The sequence below is a fragment of the Janthinobacterium aestuarii genome, assembly GCF_046113285.1.
GTDB lineage: Bacteria > Pseudomonadota > Gammaproteobacteria > Burkholderiales > Burkholderiaceae_D > Janthinobacterium.
In genome coordinates, this window is the sequence record NZ_CP142524.1 from 5,289,306 (window position 1) to 5,313,090 (window position 23,785).

The 23,785-nt window shown below is 63.4% G+C and carries 20 protein-coding genes; 4 read left to right on the forward strand and 16 right to left on the reverse strand.

What is annotated here, in order from left to right:
• The first annotated feature begins 113 nt into the window (after positions 1 to 113).
• Positions 114 to 1,379 (forward strand): alpha/beta hydrolase, encoded by a 1,266-nt coding sequence (locus tag OX462_RS23720; RefSeq protein WP_409027218.1) that lies wholly within the window; start codon positions 114 to 116, stop codon positions 1,377 to 1,379.
• A 74-nt stretch (positions 1,380 to 1,453) separates the two neighbouring features.
• On the opposite strand, the gene secA is transcribed toward OX462_RS23720, so the two are convergent.
• The gene (gene secA / locus OX462_RS23725) at positions 1,454 to 4,225 is read right to left on the reverse strand and encodes a preprotein translocase subunit SecA (RefSeq protein ID WP_121668506.1); all 2,772 of its coding nucleotides are present in this window, start codon (positions 4,223 to 4,225) and stop codon (positions 1,454 to 1,456) included.
• A 279-nt stretch (positions 4,226 to 4,504) separates the two neighbouring features.
• On the opposite strand from secA, the gene OX462_RS23730 reads away from it, so the two are divergent.
• A complete protein-coding gene (locus OX462_RS23730; protein ID WP_070222473.1) occupies positions 4,505 to 5,014 on the forward strand; it encodes a DciA family protein in 510 nt (169 codons plus the stop codon).
• 109 nt (positions 5,015 to 5,123) lie between these two features.
• Here the strand turns inward: OX462_RS23730 and lpxC are convergent, their stop codons facing one another.
• From lpxC to OX462_RS23745, 3 genes are all read right to left on the reverse strand, one after another.
• Positions 5,124 to 6,059 carry a UDP-3-O-acyl-N-acetylglucosamine deacetylase gene (gene lpxC, locus OX462_RS23735; RefSeq protein ID WP_070222474.1) on the reverse strand — a complete coding sequence of 312 codons (936 nt, stop codon included), beginning with the start codon at positions 6,057 to 6,059 and terminating at the stop codon, positions 5,124 to 5,126.
• Positions 6,060 to 6,134: 75 nt separating this feature from the next.
• On the reverse strand, positions 6,135 to 6,977 hold the full coding sequence (locus OX462_RS23740; protein ID WP_409028777.1) for a DMT family transporter: 843 nt from the start codon (positions 6,975 to 6,977) through the stop codon (positions 6,135 to 6,137).
• A gap of 150 nt (positions 6,978 to 7,127) precedes the next feature.
• Positions 7,128 to 7,901 (reverse strand): helix-turn-helix transcriptional regulator, encoded by a 774-nt coding sequence (locus tag OX462_RS23745; protein ID WP_099411866.1) that lies wholly within the window; start codon positions 7,899 to 7,901, stop codon positions 7,128 to 7,130.
• Between the two features lie 104 nt (positions 7,902 to 8,005).
• On the opposite strand from OX462_RS23745, the gene OX462_RS23750 reads away from it, so the two are divergent.
• Together OX462_RS23750 and OX462_RS23755 are read left to right on the forward strand one after the other, a co-directional pair.
• The gene (locus OX462_RS23750) at positions 8,006 to 8,773 is read left to right on the forward strand and encodes a class I SAM-dependent methyltransferase (protein WP_099411886.1); all 768 of its coding nucleotides are present in this window, start codon (positions 8,006 to 8,008) and stop codon (positions 8,771 to 8,773) included.
• An 89-nt stretch (positions 8,774 to 8,862) separates the two neighbouring features.
• On the forward strand, positions 8,863 to 9,054 hold the full coding sequence (locus OX462_RS23755; protein ID WP_409027219.1) for a hypothetical protein: 192 nt from the start codon (positions 8,863 to 8,865) through the stop codon (positions 9,052 to 9,054).
• Positions 9,055 to 9,226: 172 nt separating this feature from the next.
• Here the strand turns inward: OX462_RS23755 and OX462_RS23760 are convergent, their stop codons facing one another.
• The 12 genes from OX462_RS23760 to OX462_RS23815 all read right to left on the reverse strand — a co-directional run bounded on the left by OX462_RS23760 (position 9,227) and on the right by OX462_RS23815 (position 23,780).
• Positions 9,227 to 9,733, reverse strand: a complete 507-nt coding sequence (locus OX462_RS23760) for a peroxiredoxin (RefSeq protein WP_070222479.1) — start codon at positions 9,731 to 9,733, stop codon at positions 9,227 to 9,229.
• A gap of 223 nt (positions 9,734 to 9,956) precedes the next feature.
• Positions 9,957 to 11,165, reverse strand: coding sequence for a cell division protein FtsZ (ftsZ, locus tag OX462_RS23765; protein ID WP_034784974.1), 1,209 nt, complete (start codon positions 11,163 to 11,165; stop codon positions 9,957 to 9,959).
• A 154-nt stretch (positions 11,166 to 11,319) separates the two neighbouring features.
• Complete coding sequence (gene ftsA, locus OX462_RS23770) at positions 11,320 to 12,552, reverse strand: cell division protein FtsA (protein ID WP_010394955.1); 1,233 nt, start codon at positions 12,550 to 12,552, stop codon at positions 11,320 to 11,322.
• A 49-nt stretch (positions 12,553 to 12,601) separates the two neighbouring features.
• Entirely contained in the window at positions 12,602 to 13,420 is an 819-nt protein-coding gene (locus tag OX462_RS23775) for a cell division protein FtsQ/DivIB (protein WP_070312913.1), read from the reverse strand.
• A gap of 1 nt (position 13,421) precedes the next feature.
• The gene (locus OX462_RS23780) at positions 13,422 to 14,390 is read right to left on the reverse strand and encodes a D-alanine--D-alanine ligase (RefSeq protein ID WP_070222483.1); all 969 of its coding nucleotides are present in this window, start codon (positions 14,388 to 14,390) and stop codon (positions 13,422 to 13,424) included.
• A gap of 1 nt (position 14,391) precedes the next feature.
• The gene (gene murC, locus OX462_RS23785; RefSeq protein WP_070222485.1) at positions 14,392 to 15,795 is read right to left on the reverse strand and encodes a UDP-N-acetylmuramate--L-alanine ligase; all 1,404 of its coding nucleotides are present in this window, start codon (positions 15,793 to 15,795) and stop codon (positions 14,392 to 14,394) included.
• Positions 15,796 to 15,805: 10 nt separating this feature from the next.
• Positions 15,806 to 16,900, reverse strand: a complete 1,095-nt coding sequence (gene murG / locus OX462_RS23790) for an undecaprenyldiphospho-muramoylpentapeptide beta-N-acetylglucosaminyltransferase (protein WP_409027220.1) — start codon at positions 16,898 to 16,900, stop codon at positions 15,806 to 15,808.
• Entirely contained in the window at positions 16,897 to 18,108 is a 1,212-nt protein-coding gene (gene ftsW, locus OX462_RS23795) for a putative lipid II flippase FtsW (RefSeq protein WP_070290157.1), read from the reverse strand. Before ftsW ends, murG begins: the two co-directional genes overlap by 4 nt.
• Positions 18,108 to 19,664, reverse strand: a complete 1,557-nt coding sequence (gene murD, locus OX462_RS23800) for a UDP-N-acetylmuramoyl-L-alanine--D-glutamate ligase (protein WP_409027221.1) — start codon at positions 19,662 to 19,664, stop codon at positions 18,108 to 18,110. The genes ftsW and murD overlap by 1 nt, the downstream gene beginning before the upstream one ends.
• Positions 19,664 to 20,839, reverse strand: a complete 1,176-nt coding sequence (mraY, locus tag OX462_RS23805) for a phospho-N-acetylmuramoyl-pentapeptide-transferase (protein ID WP_070222491.1) — start codon at positions 20,837 to 20,839, stop codon at positions 19,664 to 19,666. Before mraY ends, murD begins: the two co-directional genes overlap by 1 nt.
• Before the next feature lie 2 nt (positions 20,840 to 20,841).
• Positions 20,842 to 22,272, reverse strand: a complete 1,431-nt coding sequence (murF, locus tag OX462_RS23810; RefSeq protein ID WP_409027222.1) for a UDP-N-acetylmuramoyl-tripeptide--D-alanyl-D-alanine ligase — start codon at positions 22,270 to 22,272, stop codon at positions 20,842 to 20,844.
• Complete coding sequence (locus OX462_RS23815; RefSeq protein ID WP_070222495.1) at positions 22,272 to 23,780, reverse strand: UDP-N-acetylmuramoyl-L-alanyl-D-glutamate--2,6-diaminopimelate ligase; 1,509 nt, start codon at positions 23,778 to 23,780, stop codon at positions 22,272 to 22,274. The genes murF and OX462_RS23815 overlap by 1 nt, the downstream gene beginning before the upstream one ends.
• Positions 23,781 to 23,785: the final 5 nt, after the last annotated feature.

A 23,785-nucleotide genomic window follows, 5' to 3' on the forward strand; every position in this document is an offset into this window, starting at 1 on the left:
ATGTCATGACGCAGGGTCAGTCAAACCGGATGCAGCGCAGCGCTTCAGGCCTGCCGCGCCTGTTGCGTCGACCATCCCTGCTTTGCCTGCTGGCCTGCTTGACAGCCTGTACGATGCCGCGCGGCCCCGCGGATGGCGCCAGCATCCACGTCACCGAACAGGCATCCGAAGCGCCGCCTGCGGCTGAAACGCCGCCCGCCCCGCCACCACCTGCTCCAGCCGCGGAAGCGCCTCCCGCGCCAGACGCTATCGTAGGGCGGCGGCCACCGTTTGCCAGCCCGGGGAGCAGCGCATGGTCGGGCACGGGCGGCCTGCTCGGCAACCTCGGCAAGCTGTTCGGCAGCATCGGCAGCGGTGGCACGCTGAGGTCCGACAACGATGCGCCGCCGCCCGGCGCCACGCACGTCACCGTGTATTACGCCACCGACCGGCAATACCAGCGCAAAAGCCGCAATTATGGCTGGCAGCCCAACCGCGTGGCGCCCTACCTGAGCTATGGCAGCGTCGTCGTGAGTATCCCGGAGAAAAGAGCGCCGGGCGAGCTGCCGCTGCCGCCCTGGTACGCCATCCTTGCCAGCGACAATGCGCAAAAATATGTGCTGATCAAGGAAACCACGCGCCTGTCGCGCGCGGATTTTCTCGCCGCCGTCAAGGCCAGGATACGGGCCGCCCCGGAACGGCACGCCGCCTTCATCTACATCCACGGCTACAGCAACTCGTTTGACGACGCCGCCCGGCGCACTGCGCAGATGGCGGTCGACCTCGATATCGGCGCCCTGCCCGTGTTCTACAGCTGGCCATCGAAAGGCACCCTGGCCGGCTATGAATTCGATGAAAATGCCGCCGAATGGACGCAGGCGCACCTGCAGGCCTTCCTGGCCGACTTCGCCGAGCACTCTTCCGCCACCGATATCTACATCATCGCCCACAGCATGGGCAACCGCCCGATGACCGTGGCCCTGGCCAACCTGCTGGAAAAGCGCCCCGAGCTGCGGCCCCTGTTCAAGCAGGTCGTGCTGGCGGCGCCGGACATCAATGCCGACATCTTCCGCGAGCAGATCGCCCCCCGTTTTGCCAGCCTCAAGCTTCCCGCCACCTTGTATGCGTCCGCGAACGACAAAGCCATCCGTGCTTCCTACAATTTTGCCGACTGGGACAGGATAGGCGACATCCGCGGCCCCGTCGTCGGCATCCCCGGCATGGAACTCGTCGATGCCTCGGCCGTCATCATGAATTTCATGGGACACGATTACTTCGCCAGCAACCGCGTCCTGCTGACCGATATCGCCACCATGATCAAGACGGGGCAACGGGCAAAGAACCGCGGCGGCTTGAAAGGCATTCCCTCGCAAGCGCCGCAATACTGGGCCTTTCCCTGAGCCACAGGCCACGCGCGGCTGAAAAAAAACGGAGACCGCGGTCTCCGTTTTTTGTTCACGCTGACAAACCGCGCTTAAGCCAGCTTGCCGTGGCAAGCCTTGTACTTCTTGCCGCTGCCGCAAGGGCATGGATCGTTGCGGCCGACCTTGACGCCCATGCTCACGCTCATGTCGTCGACATACTGGTCGTTGCTGTCGCCAGCCGTCGGCGCCAGCAGTTCTTCCGGCGCCGCGTTCGGGTCGAATTCGGCGTGCTGGTAGTGCACGTTTTCCACGTGCGACTGCTGCATCGCCTGTTCGGCCGCATCGACTTCTTCGCGCGACTGGATACGCACCGTCATCACGTGTTTCGTGACGTCGTTCTTGATCATGTCGAGCATCTGGCCAAACAGTTCAAACGCTTCGCGCTTGTATTCTTGTTTCGGGTTCTTCTGCGCATAACCGCGCAGGTGAATACCCTGGCGCAGGTGATCGAGCGCCGCCAGGTGTTCGCGCCAGTGGCTGTCCACGCTTTGCAGCATGACATTGCGCTCGAAGCCGCCAAACGATTCCTTGCCGACGATATCGATCTTCGACTGGTACACGGCATCGGCCGCGGCCAGCACTTTTTCCAGGATCTCTTCGTCCGTCAGGGTCGAATCGGCTTCCAGCATTTGCTGCAGCGGCAAGTCGAGCTGCCATTCGCTGGCCAGGGTGTTTTCCAGGCCCTTGATATCCCACTGCTCTTCCACCGATTCGCGCGGCACGTATTCGTGCACCAGGTCGGTGAACACGCCATGGCGCAGCGAGCCGATCATCTCGGAAATATCGGTCGTTTCCAGCAGCTCGTTACGCTGCTGGTAGATGACCTTGCGCTGGTCGTTGGCGACGTCATCGTATTCCAGCAATTGCTTGCGGATGTCGAAGTTGCGCGCTTCGACCTTGCGCTGGGCCGACTCGATCGAACGCGAGACGATGCCTGCCTCGATCGGTTCGCCTTCCGGCATTTTCAAACGGTCCATCACGGCGCGCACGCGGTCGCCGGCGAAGATGCGCAGCAGCGCGTCGTCGAGCGACAGGTAGAAGCGCGAGGAACCCGGATCGCCCTGGCGGCCGGCACGGCCACGCAACTGATTGTCGACGCGGCGCGATTCGTGGCGTTCGGTGCCGATGATGTGCAAGCCGCCCGCATTGACCACGTGGTCGTGCAGCGACTGCCACTCATCGCGCAAGGTCTGCGACTGGGCTGCCTTGTCGGCGTCGCTCAGCTCAGCATTGGCTTCGATGAACTTGATCTGGTTTTCGACGTTACCGCCCAACACGATGTCCGTACCGCGGCCTGCCATGTTGGTGGCGATGGTGATGGCTTTCGGACGGCCTGCCTGGGCGATGATTTCCGCTTCGCGCGCATGCTGTTTCGCGTTCAGCACGTTGTGCGGCAAACCGGCCTTGGTCAGGATGCCCGACAGCAGTTCCGAGTTCTCGATCGAGGTCGTCCCCACCAGCACGGGCTGGCCGCGCTCGTAGCAGTCGCGGATGTCATTCAACATCGCGTTGTATTTTTCCGCCGACGATTTGTAGACCTGATCCTGGCGGTCCTTGCGCTGCAGCGGACGGTTTTGCGGAATCACGACCGTTTCCAGGCCGTAGATTTCCTGGAATTCGTACGCTTCCGTATCGGCCGTACCGGTCATGCCGGCCAGCTTGGCGTACATGCGGAAGTAGTTCTGGAAGGTGATCGAGGCCAGGGTCTGGTTCTCGTTCTGGATCTTGACGCCTTCCTTCGCTTCGACGGCCTGGTGCAAGCCGTCGGACCAGCGGCGGCCCGTCATCAGACGGCCCGTGAATTCATCGACGATCACCACTTCATTGTTCTGCACCACATAGTGCTGATCCTTGAAGTACAGCGCATGCGCGCGCAGGGCCGCATACAGGTGGTGCACGAGGGTGATGTTGGCCGAATCGTACAGCGACGCGCCTTCCGGCAGCAGGCCCATCTCCATCAGGATGCCTTCGGCCTTTTCGTGGCCCGCTTCCGTCAGCAGCACCTGGTGCGCTTTTTCATCCTTGGTGTAGTCGCCCGGCACTTCAACCTTGCCCTTGCCGTCCGGCGTTTCTTCGCCGATCTGCAGGGTCAGGCGCGCAGGCAGTTCATTGATCTTGTGATACAGGTCCGTGTGGTTCTCCGCCTGGCCCGAAATGATCAGCGGTGTACGCGCTTCATCGATCAGGATCGAGTCGACTTCATCGACGATGCCGAAGTTCAGGCTGCGCTGCACGCGCTCGCGCGCTTCGTAGACCATATTGTCGCGCAAGAAGTCGAAACCGAATTCATTGTTCGTGCCGTACGTGATGTCGGAGTTGTACGCCTGCTGCTTGGCGCTGTGCTCCATCTGCGACATGTTCACGCCCGTCGACAGGCCCAGCCATGCATACAGGCGGCCCATGGTCTCGGCATCGCGCTGCGCCAGGTAGTCATTGACGGTGACGATATGCACGCCCTTGCCCGACAAGGCGTTCAGGTAGGCTGGCAAGGTTGCCATCAGGGTCTTGCCCTCGCCCGTGCCCATCTCCGCGATCTTACCGAAATGCAAGACCATGCCGCCGATCATCTGCACATCGAAATGGCGCATGCGCAGGACGCGCTTGCTGGCCTCGCGGCAAACGGCAAACGCTTCCGGCAACAAGGCATCGAGCGATTCGCCAGCGGCGATGCGTTCCTTGAAGGCAGGCGTTTTCGCTTGCAGCTCGGCATCCGACAGCTTTTCGATGGCCGGCTCGAGCGCATTGATCTCGCGTACCGTTTTTTGGTATTGCTTGAGCAGCCGCTGGTTGCGGCTACCGAAAATCTGGGTCAGTAATGACATGCTTGAATTCTTGAAAAAACGCCGTTAAAAAAAGCTCGGTAGGGAACAACGAGGTAGTAATCGCGTCACCGCACGGAGTTCGACTATGGCAAAAGACGATGATTTTATCATGCGTTCCCGCCAAGGTTGGGGTAATGCACCATATAACAATAGCTTAATGACAAACAAATGGCAGAAATTGCGGACATTTCCCATACTGTAAGGCAATACGGCCTGCCCGCCTGCGCCGCACCCGCCGCCGCACTCGTCATGCGCGGGCGAGTGTGCTATGTTTCGGCCATGCGAACTCCCACTTATTCTCCGGCGCCGCGCCGCGGCTACGGCTTTGCCCGTTCCGGCCCGGCCGCGACGGGGGCAACCGATTTTCTGCGCGGCAACGCGACGATGGCTTCCCTGATGCCCACCGTCACGCGCCTGGCCGCCCTGCAGAAAGATTGCGCCAAGGCTTTGCCGGCGATGTTCGAGCATTGCGACATCCTGCAATTCGAAGGCGGGCAGCTGGTGCTGGCCACGCCGAACGCGGCACTGGCGGCCAAGCTCAAGCAGCAATTGCCGAAACTGCAAGGGGAACTGGAAAGAAAGGGCTGGCAAATTTCAGGCATCAAGCTGAAAGTGCAAGTCATCAAGAGCATCGCGCCCATCGTGCATACGCGGGCACTGGTCTTGCCGGAAAAGGCCATGTCGGCCCTGGAAGAGCTGAGCACGGCATTGCCGCCATCGAAGCAGAACGAGCAGTTGATCGCGGCGCTGCGCAATATGGTGCGCCACCACCGCGAACCTAAAGATTAGCAACGCCAGGCGGCAGCACGTAGGTCGGGTTAGGCCCTTCGGGCCGTAATCCGACAACATTGTTGGCGCCTGCGGGGTTGTCGGATTACGGCCTGCGGCCTAATCCGACCTACGTCAACGACCACTCGCGCTCCATCTGCCGCAAATACGACTGCGGCGCCGCCTCATTGGTATCGAACGAGACGATTTCATACGATTCCGGCTGCTCCAGCAGCGCCAGCAGCAGCTGGTTGTTCAGCGCGTGGCCGGACTTGTGCGCCGTGTAATACGCGAGCAACGGGTGGCCCACGAGGTACAGGTCGCCGATGGCGTCGAGGATTTTATGACGCACGAACTCGTCTTCATAGCGCAGGCCATCGGCGTTGAGGATGCGGTACTCGTCCATCACGATGGCGTTTTCCAGCGAACCGCCACGGGCCAGGCCCATGCCGCGCAAGCTTTCCACGTCCTGCATGAAACCGAAGGTACGCGCGCGCGCCACATCGTGCACGTAGGACACGTCGCCGAAATCGACGGAAGCGCGCTGCATCGTGCCATCGACGGCAGGATGGTTGAATTCGATGAAGAAATCGAGCTTGAAGCCGTCGTACGGCGACAGGCGCGCCCATTTTTCCGCGTCGCCCTTGCCTTGACGCACTTCCACGGGCTTGATGACCTTGATGAATTTCTTCGGCGCCTGCTGCTCTTCCACCCCGGCTTGCTGCAGCAGGTAGACGAAGGACGAAGCGGAACCGTCCATGATGGGAATTTCTTCCGCATTCACGTCGATCACCATATTGTCGATGCCCAGGCCGGCTGCGGCCGACATCAGGTGTTCCACCGTGGAAACCCTGGCGCCGTCCTTGATCAGTACGGACGCCATGCGCGTATCGCCCACGGCCATGGCGCTGGCGGGAAACTCGACGATGGGATCGAGGTCGATGCGGCGAAACACGATGCCCGTGTCGATCGCGGCGGGACGCAGAATCAGCTCGACCTTGGTGCCGGAGTGCAAACCGACACCGATGGTGCGGACCTGTTGTTTGATGGTGCGTTGTTTTAACATCTGTCGATTATATCTATTTGCCGGATTTTCGTTGCGGTGCGGCATGGCTCACGCCAGAAATACCACAACCGTTCCTCACGGATGTTCGCTTTCCGCATGCACGGCTTCGCGCCGCACCAGGTAAATGCCGCTGCCGATGATGATGGCCGCGCCGATCAAGGTGTATTCGTCGGGCAAGGCGCGCCACAGCATCCAGTCCAGGGCCATGCCCCAGGCCAGGGCCGAGTATTCGAATGGCGCCACGCTCGATGCCTTGCCAAAACGAAAAGCTTCCGTGATGGCCAGCTGGCCCAGGAAGCCGCTCAGCGACAAGCCGGCCAGCAGCCACCAGTCTTCGCGGCGGATGCTCACCCATTCGTGCGCCGACAAGGCCACGCCGCCGGCGGCCATCATCACCATCAGCCAGAAGACCATGCTTTCGCTGGCATCCGTGCGGCTCAGGATGCGGCCAGTGACGGCGGAAATGGCGTAACAGGCGGCCGAGCCCAGCACGGCCAGCCCGGCCAGCGAAAAGAAGCCCGAACCGTCGGGACGCAGCGCCACCAGCACGCCCAGCAGACCCACGGCGATGGCGCACCAGCGCGCGACGTCGACTTTTTCCTTCAAGATAAAAACCGACAGCACCGTGATCAGCAAGGGCGCAACAAAAAACAGCGCATACGTCTCGGCCAGCGACATGCGCTTCAAGCCATACGCGAACAGGGTAATCATCAGCACGCCCAGCGCGCCGCGCAGCAAGTGCAGCGGCCAGCGCACCTTCAGCACATTCTTGAACGCGCCCCGGTACAGCAGGTACAGGCAAACGAGCGGCAAGGACGACAGGGCGCGCAAGGCCGTCACCTGCATGGGCGGATAGTGGGCGGACAACAGCTTCATAGCCGTGTCCATCAGGGAAAACATGGCGACGGCGACCAGCATCACATAGATGCTGCGCAGGTTAGGATTGCGGGGTATCAGGACAGACTCCTGGCGAAAGAGCGGGACCGTCATCATGGCGACGGCCGGAGCCAGGACAGCATGGCAAGGCCAAACCATCAAGCCGATTATAGCAAGCGCGGCCGTTTTACCTTATGACACAGGCAACAGCATCACCAGCTTCAGCTCATGCTGGCGCGCCAGGTGCAAGGTGACCTGGTTGAAGCTGAGCGCCCCCTGTTGCGCATGCTGGAAGCGGCGCAAGCCGCCATCGCGGCCCTGCACCTGCTGCGCGCCCCACCACAGGCGAAATTCAGGGCTGGCGTCGGCCAGCTCCGCGATCAGGCCGGCCAGCGGCGCCTGGTCCGCCTGGCGGCCGATATCGGCACGAAACTCCGCCACCAGCCGCCGCGCCCGCTCGGGCCAGCCGACGATCAGGTCGCGCGCGCCAGGCTCCAGGAACATGAAGCGCAGCTGGTTCGGCGCGTCCCCGTCGCCATGCAGCCAGCCCGTGAACAAGGCGGACGCCGCTCCGTTCCACGCCACGGCGCTCCATTCGCGGTCGAGGATGTAGGCGGGCGCGTCGATGGCGGCGACGATGGCCGCCAGCTCGGCGCTGGCAGGCCCGCCGCCCTCGCCTGTGCCATGGCTGGGGTCATGCTTGTCGGCCACCTCGAACAGATAGGCGCGCTCGGCCGCGCTCAGCTGCAGTACCTGCGCCAGGCGAGAAAGCATCTTGGCCGACGCCGACACGGGCCGCCCCTGCTCCAGCCACGTCAGCCAGGTGGGACTGACGTCGCACAGCTGCGCCAGCTCTTCGCGCCGCAAGCCGGGCGTGCGCCGACGTCCGCCACCGGACAAGCCAGCCATGGCGGGGGTGACGGCTTCGCGCCGGGCGCGGATGAATTCAGCGAGCTTGTTCGACATGGCACAGATGCATGGTAGTGGATATACCAGTATAAGTTATAGTCTTGTTACAGGATAATTTTATCCCTATTCTGCAGGAACTCACCCATCAACAGGAGAAAACCATGCAGCAGCACGATGTCGTTACCGAACAGTTTGGCAAGACGGCCCATGCCTACCTGAGCAGCGCAATCCACGCGCAAGGCGCCGACCTGGTGCTGATGCAGGAATGCGCGCGCCGCCACGGCCGGCCGGCCGTGCTGGACCTGGGCTGCGGCGCCGGCCACGCCAGCTTTGCCGTCGCCCCCGTGGCGCAATCGGTGGTCGCCTACGACCTGGCGCAGCCCATGCTCGACGTGGTGGACCACGCCAGGGCGCAACGGGGCTTGCACAACATCCGCACGCAACGGGGCGACGTGGCGCGTCTGCCGTTTGCCGATGCCAGCTTCGACATGGTGGTCACGCGCTTTTCCGCGCACCACTGGACCGACGTGGCCGGAGCCCTGGCCGAAGCGTGGCGCGTGCTGCGCCCGAACGGCACGTTATTGGTGGTCGATATCGTGGCGCCCAAGACGGCCCTGTACGACAGTACCTTGCAGGCGGTGGAAATGCTGCGCGACGCCTCGCACGTGCGCGACTACCGCACGTGCGAATGGGGTGCCAAGTTCGACAACGCGGGCTTTACGCACAGCTTGCGCAGCGTATGGAAACTGACGATGCAGTTCGACGAGTGGGTGGCGCGCATGCGCACGCCGGACGAGCGCGTGGCGGCCATCCGCAACCTGTTCGATGGCGCGCCCGAGGAAGCGCGCCGGTATTTCGCGCTGCAGGACGACTATTCGTTCAGCATCGACGCGGCCATGTTCGAAGCGACCAAGCCATCGGTACAGTAAACGTAAAAACGGCGCCGATGGCGCCGTTTTTTATTGCGTAGGTTGGATTAGCGCGCAGCGCGTAATCCAACAATGCCAGAGCAAACGTGATGCCAATTCCGCTCGTCGGCTTACGCTGCGCTAAGCCGACCTACGCCGACCTGCGCCTGGCCTGCGCCTGGCCTACGCTTGGCCTACGTCAACCTGCGATCTGCTTAGGCCAGCTGGCTCAGCTGCAGGACGACTATTCGTTCAGCATCGACGCGGCCATGTTCGAGGCGACCAAGCCATCGGTACAGTAAACGTAAAAACGGCGCCGATGGCGCCGTTTTTTATTGCGTAGGTTGGATTAGCGCGCAGCGCGTAATCCAACAATGCCAGAGCAAACGTGATGCCAATTCCGCTCGTCGGCTTACGCTGCGCTAAGCCGACCTACGCCGACCTGCGCCTGGCCTACGCCAACCTGCGATCTGCTTAGGCCAGCTGGCTCAGCAAGGTCTCGGCATTCGACACTTCAAACTTGCCGCCCTGCTCGACGTTCAATTGCGTCACGACGCCATTGTCGACCAGCATCGAGTAGCGCTGCGAGCGCGTGCCCATGCCGTGCTTGGAAAAATCGGCGTCCAGGCCCAGGGCCTTGCTGTAGGCGGCATTGCCGTCAGCCATCATGCGTACGACGCCGGTGGCTTTCTGGTCGCGGCCCCAGGCGCCCATCACGAACGCGTCGTTGACGGAGATGCACCAGATTTCATCGACGCCCTTGGCTTTCAGGTCGGCGGCGTGCTTGACGTAACCTGGCACGTGCTGTGCGGAGCAGGTCGGGGTGTAGGCGCCTGGCAGGCCGAAGATGGCGATCTTCTTGCCCTTGACCAGGTCTTGCACGTTGAACGTGTTCGGGCCCAGTGCGCAACCTTCGGTTTCGCTTTCGATGAATTCGGCCAGGGTGCCTTCTGGCAGGGTGTCGCCGATCTTGATGGTCATGTTGACTCCTTGTGTGCTGTCGGTTAAGGACGCCGCCCGCTCCATGGAGCGGACGGCGCCCGTGATCTGGTTCTGCCGGCATGATGCCGGCACTGCGCGATAGTATGCCTGACTTGCCGTATTTGTGCAGAAAGCGGCCGGAAAGGCAAAGCCAAAAATCAAAAAACGGCAAAAAAAACGGCGACCCTCAGGCCGCCGTCATCGTTACTGACATCAGATCACCTTAATCTGCTTGCTTACGCAGGAACGCTGGAATGTCGTAGGTTTCCATGCCATTCTTTTCCATCGCGCGCACTTGCTCGGAAGCCGATTCGCGGCGCCATACTGCCGGTGCCTTCATGCCGTCGAAACCGGCTGCCGGCGTGGCTACGCCAACCGTCGTCGTCGCCGCTTGCGCGCTACCCATGGCAGCCGACGGGGTCAGCGGGCTGTTGTGGGTGCCGGTGCGCAGCACTTGCTGCGGTACCAGCTGGATGTTTTTCTTCGCGCGGCCCAGGCCCGTGGCCACCACGGTAACGCGGATATCGTCGCCCATGGCGTCGTCGTAGGCGATACCTTGCGCGATCGACGCGTCCGGCGCGGCAAACGCGCGCACGGCAGCCATGACTTCCTTGATCTCCTTGCCTTTCAGGCCACGGCTGGCCGTGACGTTGACCAGCACGCCGCGCGCGCCAGACAGATCAATGCCGTCCAGCAGCGGCGAAGCGACAGCCTGTTCGGCGGCGATGCGCGCGCGGTCGACGCCGGACGCCGTCGCCGTGCCCATCATGGCCTTGCCCTGCTCGCCCATGATGGTTTTCACGTCGTTGAAGTCGACGTTGATATGGCCAGGCACGTTGATGATTTCGGCAATGCCGGCCACCGCGTTGTTGAGCACATCATCGGCGTGCTGCATCCATTCCAGCATGCTTTCGTCTTCGTAGATCTCTTCCAGTTTTTCATTGAGGATAATGATCAGCGAGTCGACGTGCAGGGACAGCTGCTCCAGGCCTTCGTCGGCGATGTCCATGCACTTCTGGCCTTCGTACGAGAATGGCTTGGAGACCACGGCCACCGTCAGGGCGCCCAGTTCCTTGGCCACTTCGGCCACGATAGGAGCGGCGCCCGTGCCCGTGCCGCCGCCCATGCCGGCGGCGATGAAGACCATGTGCGCGCCGCGCAGCGAATCGGCGATGCGTGCGCGCGATTCTTCCGCCAGCTGGCGGCCGACGGCAGGCTTCATGCCGGCGCCCAGACCGGTATCGCCGATCTGGATGATGTTGTGGGCCTTCGATGTCGACAGGGCCTGTGCGTCGGTGTTGGCGGCAATGAACTCCACGCCCGACATGCCTTTGTTGATCATGTGTTGGACTGCATTGCCACCCGCACCGCCGACGCCGACGACCTTGATGACGGTACCTAAAGCTGTGTTATCGACCATATCGAACTCCATGATGTGCTCCTATCAGATGCGGTTTCCAAGCGCCAGGCCTCATATTGGTAGGAGAACTGGAGATTGAAAACTGCGGTTAAATATAAAATAAAGTTATGTGTGTGTACCTGCGATGCTGCCAAAAAACCTGTACTGCCGGGCGTAAATCATGCCCTTAAAAATTCCCTAAAAACCATTCCTTCATGCGCTGCCAGACTGCCTTCACCGAGCCGTCCTGACGCGTCACGATGTGGCCGCGCAGGTATTGCTTCTTCGCTTCCAGCAGCAGGCCCAATACCGTGGCATAGCGCGGACTGCGCACCACGTCGGCCAGCTGGCCCCGATACTCGGGCGTGCCCAGGCGCGCCGGTTTCAGGAAAATATCTTCGGCCATTTCCACCATGCCGGGCATGATGGACGTGCCGCCCGTGAGCACGATGCCCGACGACAGCACGCCTTCGTAGCCGGATTCACGCACCACCTGGTGCACCATCGCGAACAGCTCCTCGACCCTCGGCTCGATCACTGCCGCCAGCGCCTGGCGCGACAGGTTGCGCGGGCCGCGGTCGCCCAGGCCAGGCACTTCCAGCGATTCGCCGGGGTCGGCCAGGACCTGCTTGGCCACGCCATAGCGGATCTTGATTTCTTCCGCTTCCGCGGTCGGGGTACGCAAGGCCATGGCGATGTCGTTGGTGATCTGGTCGCCGGCGATGGGAATGACTGCCGTATGGCGGATCGCGCCATCGGAAAATACCGCCACATCGGTCGTGCCGCCGCCGATGTCGATCAGGACCACGCCCAGTTCCTTCTCGTCGGGCGTGAGCACCGCATCGGCCGAGGCCATCGGCTGCAGGATCAGGTCCGACACTTCCAGGCCGCAGCGGCGCACGCACTTGACGATGTTCTGCACCGCCGACACGGCGCCGGTGACGATATGCACCTTCACCTCCAGGCGGATGCCGCTCATGCCGATAGGCTCGCGCACATCTTCCTGGCTGTCGACGATGAACTCTTGCGGCACCGTGTGCAGCAATTGCTGATCGGTCGGAATGTTAACCGCTTTTGCCGTCTCGATGACGCGCGCCACGTCGGTCGCCGTCACTTCCTTGTCCTTGATGGCCACCATGCCGCTGGAATTGAAGCTGCGGATATGGCTGCCCGCAATGCCTGCGTACACATTGCGGATCTTGCAGTCAGCCATCAGCTCGGCCTCTTCCAGCGCGCGCTGGATGGACTCCACCGTAGCCTCGATATTGACCACTACGCCTTTTTTCAGGCCCTTCGATTCGTGCTGGCCCAGCCCGATCACTTCGTGGCGCCCATCGGACATCACTTCGGCAACCACCGCCACCACTTTCGAGGTGCCGATGTCGAGGCCGACGATCAGGTTTTTCGCGTCTTTTGTCATTTCTTTCGCCTAGTTTTTTGGGCTATTAATTGATTAATTGAGTATTCGGTCAAGCCGGTTTTTTAATCGGACTGCCATTTTTCTTCTTGATCGCCGGCGCCGGCCTGCCATCCTTGCCTTCGGCCGGTATCACCAGGCCGGCTGAACTGAGCGCCAGGCCATTCTGGTAGCGCATATCGATCGTGTCGATATTTTCCAGCCGGCTCGCCAGCTGCGGGTAGATGCCCACCAGCCGGTCGACCCGCGCTTTCAGGGTTGTATGATTCTGCTCGCGCCCCAGCGCCACACTCATGCCGTTATTCAGTTTCACCGTCCATGCATAGCGGCTCGACAGCGACAGGGTTTCCGGCACCATCTTCAACGGCGCAAACCACTTTGCCAGCTGCACGTAGGTGGCCAGCACTTCCTTCTCGCTGCCATCGGGGCCGGCAAACGCGGGCAACTCATGGTCGTCCTCGGCTTCGGCCACATTGGCTGTAAACACATCGCCCTTGACCGACAGCAGGCGTCCATCCTCGCCCCAGGTGCCCAGTGCTTCATGTTCTTCCAGCGCCACGATCAGCTGGTTCGGCCACTCGCGCCGCACGCTGGCGCGGCGCACCCAGGGCACCGATTCAAACACGCCGCGCACGCTTTCCAGGTTGGTCGTGAAAAAATTGCCCTTGATGCGGCCCAAAGTACCGCTGCGCAGGGTCAGGTAATTCACGTGGCGCAGGCCCTTGTCGTCCGCGCTTTCCACCTTGATCGTGCGCAGGTCGAACATGGGACGCTGCGACACCCACCAGACGCCGGCGGCCACGCACACGACCAGCACCGCGGCCAGCAAGCCGTTGGCAGTCGTATTGAGGCTTTTAGCGTCATGCCACATATCAGCGCTGTCCCTTGTGCATTTTCAGGCTTGCGCCGGAAACGATTTCCAGGCACAGGTCTTCATAGCTGGTGCCTTCCGCGCGCGCCGCCATCGGCACGAGCGAGTGGCCCGTCATGCCTGGCGAGGTATTCACTTCCAGCAAAAACAGCTTGCTGTCGGCCGCGCGCATCAGCACATCGACCCGTCCCCAGCCTTCGCAGCCGAGGGCGCGGTAGGCCGCCAGGGCGATGCGTTCCATCTCGGCGATGATCGCCGGGTCCAGCTGCGGCGGGCAGAAATACTGCGTATCGTCCGTGAAGTACTTGTTCTGGTAATCGTAATTGCCTTGCGGCGCGACGATTTCGATCGGCGGCAGCGCGCGCGCCGCGGCGCCCTTGCCCAGGATCGCCACGGTGAATTCGCGGCCCTTGATGAATTCCTCGGCCAGCACCGAATCATCGAGGCCGGCGGCGATGTCGTAGGCCGCCTGGAAGGCCGAGGCCTCGTTGACCGTCGTGATGCCGATGCTCGAGCCTTCATGCGGCGGCTTGACGATCAGCGGCAAGCCCAGTTCCGCGGCGACCTTGGCCAGGTCGGAGCTGTCGTCCAGCACCGCGTACTTCGGCGTCGGCAGCTCGTGCATCAGCCAGATCATCTTGGTATAGACCTTGTCCATGCCCACCGAGCAAGCCATCACGCCGCTGCCGGTGTACGGGATGCCCAGCTGTTCCAGCGCGCCCTGCAGGCTGCCGTCTTCGCCGAAGCGGCCGTGCAGCGCGATGAAGACGCGGTCAAACTTCTCAGCGGCCAGTTCGGCCAGGCTGCGTTCGCCCGTGTCGAAGCCATGCGCATCCACGCCATGGCTTTTCAAAGCGGCCAGCACGCCCGCGCCGGACATCAGCGACACTTCGCGCTCGGCCGAGCGGCCGCCGAACAGGACGCCGACCTTGCCCAATTGTTTAACGTCGATAGCTGAAGCTTGGTTCACGTCAGGCCTTTACAGTGTGAGATTGATACGTTGTCAGTTGATTCGGGATGCCGCTGATGGAACCGGCGCCCATGGTCAGCACGACGTCGCCGTCGCGCGCCACGCTCATGATGGTGTCGGCCATGTCCGTCATGGACTCGACGAAAATCGGCTCGATCTTGCCGCGCGCGCGCAGCGCATGCGCCAGGGCGCGGCCGTCGGCGGCGACGATAGGCGCCTCGCCCGCCGCATACACTTCGGACAAGAGCAGCACGTCGGGCGCACCGAGCACCTTGACGAAATCCTCGAACAGGTCGCGCGTGCGGCTGTAGCGGTGCGGCTGGAAAGCCAGCACCAGGCGGCGGCCCGGATAGGCGGCGCGCGCGGCGGCCAGGGTCACTTCCGTTTCCACCGGATGGTGGCCGAAATCGTCGACCAGCGCGAAAGTGCCGCCGTTCGGCAGCGCCACGTCGCCATAGCGGGTAAAGCGGCGGCCCACGCCGGAAAACTCGGCCAGGCCCTGCTGCGTGGCGCTGTCGGCGATGCCGATTTCGCGCGCGATGGCGATCGCCGAGCAGGCATTCTGCACATTGTGCATGCCGGGCTGGTTCAGCACCACGTCCAGGTCCGGATAACCTTCCTGCAGCACGGTGAAATGCATTTCCAGGCCCACGGCGCGCGCGTTGATGGCGCGCACTTGCGCGTCTTCCGCGAAACCGTAGGTGGTGACGGGCTTGGTGACGGACGGGATGATGGCGCGCACGTGCGGATCGTCGATGCACAGCATGGCGCGGCCATAGAACGGCAAGCGGTGCGTGAACTGCACGAAGGCCTGCTTGAGCTTTTCGAAATCGTGCTCGTAGGTGTCCATGTGATCGGCGTCGATATTCGTGATCACTTCGATCATCGGCGTCAGGTTCAGGAACGAGGCGTCCGATTCATCGGCTTCGGCCACCAGGTAGTCGCCCGAACCCAGCTTGGCGTTCGCGCCGGCGCTGGTCAGGCGCCCGCCGATGACGAAGGTGGGATCGAGGCCGCCCTGCGCCAGCACGGAGGCGACCAGGCTGGTGGTGGTGGTCTTGCCGTGCGTGCCGGCGATGGCGATGCCGCGTTTCAGACGCATCAACTCGCCCAGCATCACGGCGCGCGGCACCAGCGGAATCTTGCGCGCGCGCGCAGCCGCCACTTCCGGATTGTCTTGCGGGACGGCGCCCGACGTCACCACCGCATCGGCGTCGCCGATGTTCTCGGCCGCGTGGCCGAGCATGACGGTCGCGCCCAGGCTCGCCAGGCGCTGCGTCGCCGCATTGCTGCCCAGGTCGGAGCCCGACACCTTGTAGCCCAGGTTGACCAGCACTTCGGCGATGCCGCTCATGCCGCTGCCGCCAATGCCGACAAAGTGGATATTGTTTACTTTATGCTTCACAGAGCTAACCTCATGCCAATTTTTCCAATACGTGTGCGATCGCCTCATTGGCGTCGCGCTTGCCTGCTGCCAGTGCCGCCTGCGCCATCTGCTGGCAGGTCTCGCGCGTCAAGGACGCCAGCAGAGTGCTCAGCGACACTGCACTCATTTCCGTCTGCGGCAGATGAATCGCCGCGCCTTGTTTCGCCATCCATTGCGCGTTGTCGCGCTGGTGGCTGGTGGTCGACGCCACCAGCGGCACGAGCACGCTGGCCACGCCGGCCGCCGTCAATTCCGACAGGGTGATCGCACCCGCGCGGCAAATCACCAGGTCGGCCTCGGTATACGCCCTGGCCATGTTGTCGATGAAGTCGACCACGTTCGCTTGCACGCCCGCCTGCGCATACGCGGCATGCAGGGCGTCGATATTCTTCTTGCCCGACTGGTGCGTCACCAGCGGGCGTTCGCCCTCCGGCATCAGGGCCAGCGCGGCAGGCAGGCTGTCGTTCAGCGCTTTCGCGCCCAGGCTGCCGCCCACCACCAGGATGCGCAGCGGTCCGCTGCGTCCAGCGAAACGCGCGGCCGGCGGTGCCATGGCGAGGATCTCGGCACGCACGGGATTGCCAGTGACGACGGCCTTGCCGGCGGCGCTGCCGAAATCGGCGGGAAAACCGAAGCACACCTGCTGCGCCAGCGGCACCAGGGTCTTGTTCGACAACAGCAGCGCCGCGTCGGCATTGACCAGCACCAGCGGCACCCCCTTCAGGCGCGCCATCAGACCGCCCGGCACGGTGACGTAACCGCCCATGCCCATCACCACGTCCGGCTTGCGGCTGGCGATGAAACGGCGGATGGCAAAGAAGCTGGCCAGCATCCTGAAGCCGCCTTTGACCGTGTGCGCCAGGCCCTTGCCGCGCATGCCGGAAAATTCGATGGCATCCATGGGAATGCCGCTTTTCGGCACCAGTTCCTGCTCCATGCCATGGGTCGTGCCCAGCCAGCTCACTTCCCAGCCGCGCGCGCGCATCGTCTGCGCAATCGCCAGGCCCGGGAAGATATGGCCGCCGGTGCCGGCCGCCATGATCATCAGTCTTTTCGTCGTTTTCAAATTCGTCACGTTGTTCATAGCCGGCCTCCGCGCATCAGGATCCGGTTTTCGTAATCGATGCGCAGCAAAATCGCCAGGCCGATACAGTTAATCAGTACGCCCGTGCCGCCATAACTCATCAAGGGCAAGGTCAGGCCCTTGGTCGGCAGCAGGCCCAGGTTCACGCCCATGTTGATGAAGGTCTGCACGCCGATCCAGATGGCGATGCCCTTTGCCGTCAGGCCGGCAAAGGTCTGGTCGATGGCGATCGCCTGGCGGCCGATGTCGAACGCGCGCTTGATAATCCAGTAGAACATGCCGATCACGACCAGCACGCCCACCAGGCCCAGTTCCTCGCCGATTACGGCCAGCAAAAAGTCCGTATGCGCTTCGGGCAGGTAGTGCAGCTTTTCCACGCTGCCGCCCAGGCCCACGCCAAACAGTTCGCCGCGCCCGAAGGCGATCAAGGAGTGCGTCAGCTGATACGCCTTGTTCAGCGCATTGTCTTCCTGCCACGGATCGAGATACGCAAAAAACCGCTCGCGGCGGAATTTCGACAGGGCGATGATGGTGACGAAGATCGCCGTCAGCATGGCGCCGATGCCGCCGAACCAGATGGCGTTGACGCCGCCCAGGAACAGGATGCCCATGGCGATGCAGACGATCACGCCGAAGGCGCCCAGATCGGGTTCCATCAGCAGCAGCAAGCCGACGAAGCTGACGGCCAGCGCCATCGGCATGAAGCCCTTGGTCAGCTTGTGCATGTATTCCTGCTTGCGCACCGTGTAGTCGGCCGCGTACAGCACCATCACTACCTTCATCAGCTCGGACGGCTGCGGCCGCAGACCCGGCAGATTCAGCCAGCGGCGACCGCCGTTGACCGACACGCCCAGGCCCGGTATCAGGACCATCACCAGCAGCACCAGGGTGCCGATGAACAGCCACGGCGCGATTTTTTGCCAGGTCGCGATGGGAATGCGGAACACCAGCGCGCCCGCGATCACCGACACGCCGATGAACAGCGCCTGGCGCACGACGAAATAATTGTTCGTGTAGGCGGCGAACTTGCGCGCGTCCGACAGCGAGATCGACGCCGAATACACCATCACCATGCCCAGCAACATGAGCAGCAGGACCACCCACACCAGCGGCTTGTCGTAATCCATCATCTTCGACTGCCGCGCGCGGCTATCCAGCGGCTTGGCAGCCGAGCCGGAACCAAAGCTGAAGGGCAGTTGGAAGGCCATCAGATATCCTGTCCGTTTTCCAGGGCGATGTCGCGCACGGCGTCGACAAACACCTGCGCGCGGTGCGCATAGTTCTTGAACATGTCCAGACTGGCGCATGCGGGCGACAGCAGCACGGCGTCGCCGGCCAGCGCCAGGCTGCTGGCGCGCTTGACGGCTTCCGGCAAGGTGGCGCAATCGATGATGTCCACGCCGGCCGGCTCGAGCGCCGCGCGCAAGGCTGGCGCATCGCGGCCGATCAGCACCACGGCGCGCACATAGCGCGAGACCGGTTCGGCCAGCGGCGAGAAATCCTGCCCCTTGCCGTCGCCGCCGGCGATCAGCACCAGGCGCTGTTCCGCGCCGCCAAACGCCTTGCCCAGGCCGGACAACGCTGCCACTGTCGCGCCCACGTTGGTGCCCTTGCTGTCGTCGTAATATTCGACCTCGCCCACGGCCGTGATCAGCTCCACGCGGTGCGGTTCGCCCTGGTACTCGCGCAAGCCATGCAGCAGCGGCGCGAACGGCAAGCCGATGGCGCGGCACAGGGCCAGCGCCGCCAGCGCATTCGAGGCGTTATGCTGGCCGCGGATTTTCAGCGCGTCGGCCGGCATCAGTTTCTTGGCCATCGTCGGCACCGGTTCCGGCGCCGGATCGTTCTTCCTGCGTTTTTTCTCGATCACTTCTTCGCTGGGCACGGCTTGCGCCAGCCAGAAGATGCCGCGTTCATTGACCAGGCCGAAGCTGTCCACTTCCGCCGGCTCGCCCGTGCCGAAGGTGACCGTCTCGGCCAGCGGATCGGCCATGTGCATGACCAAGGCATCGTCGCGGTTCAGGATGCGCACGGTCTGCTCGCCGAAGATGCGCGCCTTGTCCTTGGCATACGCGGCCATGTCGCCATGCCAGTCCAGGTGATCCTGCGACAGATTCAGCACCGTGGCCGCATCGGCCTGCAGGCTGAACGTCGTGTGCAGCTGGAAGCTGGACAACTCGAGTATCCACGCCTGCGGCAAGGTGCCGGCGACGGGTTCCGCCGCTTCAGCGTCCGTCTCCACCGGCTGCGGCGCGGGCTCGGCATCGAGCACTTCGCGCAGCACGTCCAGCGCGGCCGGGCTGATATTGCCGGCCACGCGCGTGATCAATCCGGCGCGCTCGCACAGCAGGCCTACCAGACTGGTAACGGTCGTCTTGCCATTCGTGCCCGTGATGGCGATGACTTTCGGCGCATAGCCGCGTTCCGCCTTGAGTGCGGCCAGTGCCTGCGCGAACAGTTCGATCTCGCCCCACACGGGGATATTTTTTTCCTGCGCGGCCGGGGCGATGCCAGCCAGTTCGCGGCCCGGCGCCAGGCCGGGGCTGACGGCAACGAAGTCGACGCCATCGAGCAGCTCGGCCGTGAAGGCGCCGGCGATGAACTGCGCCTGCGGCACGGCAGCCTGCAACGCGGCCAGGCGCTCTGGCGCCTCGCGCGTATCGGCCACGCGCACGCAGGCACCGCTGCGGGCCAGCCACAGGGCCATCGCCAGCCCCGATTCGCCGAGGCCCAGTACCAGTGCGGTTTTAGCGTCGTACATCATCAGCGCAGCTTCAAGGTGGTCAGGCCGAGCAGCACCAGCATCATGGTGATGATCCAGAAACGCACGACAACCTGCGTCTCCTTCCAGCCTTTTTGTTCAAAATGGTGATGCAATGGCGCCATCAGGAAGACGCGGCGGCCCGCGCCAAAGCGCTTCTTGGTGTATTTGAACCAGACGACCTGGATGATCACGGACAGCGTTTCGACGACGAAGATGCCGCCCATGATGAACAGGACGATTTCCTGGCGCACGATGACGGCGACGGTGCCCAGTGCGCCGCCCAGTGCCAGCGCGCCCACGTCGCCCATGAACACTTTCGCGGGGTGCGTGTTATACCAGAGGAAGGCCAGGCCGGAACCGGCCAGCGCGCCGCAGAAGATCACCAGTTCGCCGGCGCCCGGAATGTGCGGGATGAACAGGTAGCGTGCATACGTGGCGTTGCCCGTCAGGTAGGCGAACAGGCCCAGGGCCGTGCCCACCATCACGGTCGGCATGATGGCCAGGCCATCGAGACCGTCCGTGAAGTTGACGGCGTTGCTGGTGCCGACGATGACGCAATAGGTCAGCGCGATGAAGCCCCACACGCCCAGCGGATAGCTGATGGTCTTGAAGAACGGGACGATCAGATCGGCTTTCGGCGGCAGGTCCATGGCGAAGCCCGACTGTACCCAGGCGTAGATCAGGTTCCACACGTGGCCCGCGTCAGGTTCCGACACGGAGACGGAAAACGCCAGGTAAAACGCGGCGACGATGCCGATCAGCGACTGCCAGAAGTATTTTTCGCGCGAGCGCATGCCTTCCGGGTCCTGGTGCACCACCTTGCGGTAATCGTCGGCCCAGCCGACGGCGCCAAAGCCCAGGGTGACGATCAGGACCGGCCAGATGAAGCGGTTCGACAGGTCGGCCCACAGCAAGGTGGAAATGCCGATGGCGATGAGGATCAGCACACCGCCCATGGTAGGCGTGCCATGTTTTTTCAGATGCGTTTGCGGGCCGTCCGTACGCACGGCCTGGCCGACCTTCATGCGCGTGAGCATGCGGATCACGGCGGGGCCGGCGCACAGGCCGATCAAAATCGCCGTCAAGGTGGCGAAGACGGCGCGGAAAGTGATGAAGTTAAAGACCCGCAATGGGCCAATGTCGTCCTGGAAATAATGAGCGAGCCAGAGCAGCATGATTAGTGAGCTTCCTTGTTATTGTTGTTTGAACCAATCAAATGCTGCACGGCCCGTTCCATCTTCATGAAGCGGGAGCCCTTGATTAATACTGTTGCATCCGAACGGCCGGACAAATGCGCATCGAGCGCCGCCAGCAAACCGTCGAACTGTTCGAAATACTCCACGACCGTGCCCGATTCCTGGCTGGCGGCTGCCTGCGCCGCACTCACCAGATGGCGCGCCAGGCCGCCCGTCGCCAGCACGTGTTCGATGCCTTTGGCGGCGGCGTAGGCGCCGATCTCTTCGTGGAACTGCTGCCCCTGCGTGCCGACTTCGCCCATCTCGCCCAGCACCAGGATGCGTGGTGCCGCGGCCTGCGCCAGTACATCGATGGCCGCGCGCGCCGAATCCGGATTGGCGTTATACGTGTCGTCGATGATGGTGGCGCCGTTGGCGGCACGTTTTTTCTGCAGGCGGCCGTTCACGGGCGCGAACGCCTCCAGGCCCTGCTTGATATGTTCGATGGCGATGCCGGCGCCCACGGCGCATGCCACAGCGGCCAGCGCATTGCGCACATTGTGTTCGCCCGCCGCCTGGAGGCCGACGAAGAACTGGCGCAAGGCGCCGTCCTGCGCGCGCACGCTGACGAACAGGTCGCTGCCAAAATTCTCGGCCGCGCGGTGCGTGCAGCTCACGTCCGCCTCTTTCGACAGGCCGAAGGTGATGACGGCGCGCGCGCCGGCCAGCTCGCGCCACAGGGGCGTGAATTCATCGCCATGCGGGAAGACGGCCACGCCGTCGCCGGACAATGCCGCCAGCGCGGCGCCGTTTTCGCGCGCCACCGCTTCGACCGTATGCATGAATTCCTGGTGCTCGCGCTGCGCATTGTTGACCATCGCCAGAGTCGGCGCGGCAATCGCGGCCAGGCGCGCGATTTCTCCCGGATGGTTCATGCCCATCTCGATGACGGCCGCCTTGTGTTCTTCATTCAGGCGGAACAGGGTCAACGGCACGCCGATCTCGTTATTCAGGTTGCCGCGCGTGGCCAGGCGCGCCTCTTCGCCAAAGGCCGCCGCCAGGATCGATGCAATCATCTCCTTGACGGTGGTCTTGCCATTGCTGCCAGTGACGCCGATGACGGGCACATTGAAACGGCCGCGCCAGTGGTTGGCGATGCGTCCCAGCGCGGCCAGGGTATCGGGCACCACAATGGCCGCCACCTTGCCGCTGTCCCAGCCTGCGGGCAGGCGCTCGACCACCACGGCGGCGACGCCGCGCGCGGCCACCTGCTCGAGGAAGTCGTGGGCATCGAAACTCTCGCCGCGCAGGGCGACGAACAGCGAACCGGCCTGGGCGCTGCGGCTGTCGGTGGAGACACCGTCAAAAACGGCGTCGCCCGTCCGCTGCGCGCCGTCCAGCGACGGCATCAGTTCTGTCAGGGTGCCGCGCATCAGTTCGTCCTCATCATGGTCAGGCGCGCGGACAGGGCCAGCTGCGCATGGTCGGCATCGGAGAACGGCAGTTTCTTGCCCTTGATTTCCTGATACGGTTCATGGCCCTTGCCCGCCAACAGGATCACGTCCGGCTTGGCCGCGTGCTTGATGGCCGACAGGATGGCGGCGGCGCGGTCTTCGATGGCTTGCGGCTGCGGGCCGTCTGCGCGCATGCCGGCGACGATCTGCGCGATGATGGCGTGCGGGTCTTCGCTGCGCGGATTGTCGCTGGTGACGAGCACGTGATCGGCCAGCTGCGCGATGGCGCCCATCTGCGGACGCTTGCCCGGATCGCGGTCGCCGCCGCAGCCGAACACGCACCACAGCTGGCCGCCCCGCTCCTGCGCCACCTGGCGCAAGGCGGCCAGGGTTTTTTCCAGCGCGTCCGGCGTATGCGCGTAATCGATGACGACCATCGGCGCTTCCTGGCCGCCCACCTGCTGCATGCGGCCCGGGGCCGGCTGCAAGGATTCGATGCCGTCGATGGCGGCGCGCAGGCCGGTGCCGTGCGCCAGCAAGGCGCCCAGCACGGCCAGCGCGTTGCTGATATTGAAGTGGCCCACCAGCTGCGTCTTGACCAGCGCCACGCCCAGCGCGCATTCGAGGTGGAAGTCAGTGCCGGCATTGCGGCTGCGGAACTGGCTGGCGCGCAGCATCAGCACGCCCGGCAGGTCGGGCAAGGCGGCCGCATCCTGCAGGGTGTAGCCGATGACGGGATATTCGCCGGCCAGCTTGCCATCCACGTGCGCCGCCAGGCGCAAACCCATGGGGTCGTCCAGGTTGATGACGGCCGTTTTCAGGCCGGGCCAGTCGAACAGCTTGACCTTGGCCGCCTCGTAGGCCGCCATGTCGCCATGGTAGTCGAGGTGGTCGCGCGTCAGATTGGTAAACATGGCGACGTCAAAATGCATGCCGGCCGCGCGGTCCTGGTCCAGGCCGATCGACGACACTTCGATGGCGACGGCCTTGGCGCCAGCGTCGCGCATGGCGGCCAGCTTGCGCGCCAGCAGCACGGCGTCGGGCGTCGTGTAGCCGGTGACGTCAAATTCGATGGCGCCGCGCGGCTTGCACAGGCCCACGCCCAACGTCCCGATGACGGACGATGGCTCGCCCAGGCGCGCCAGGGCTTGCGCCAGCCACAAGGCGCACGAGGTCTTGCCATTCGTGCCCGTTACGCCGGCGCTGAACATGGCGCTGTCGGGCATGTCGTAGAAAGCATGCGCCACGGGGCCGGCCAGGCGTTTCAGGTCGCTGACCAGCAGGTGCGGCACGCTCCATGCGGCGTTCCATTCCACGGCGTCATGCACGATGGCGGCGGCGCCCTGCGCGATGGCGGCGGCGATGAAATCGGTGGCGCCCGCATAGGCGAAAAACACGTCGCCGCGCTGCACGCGGCGCGAATCGGACGTCAGCTGCCCGGACGGGGCAGCCGTTTTGATCCACAAACTGATGTCTTGTATGGTCATGAGTG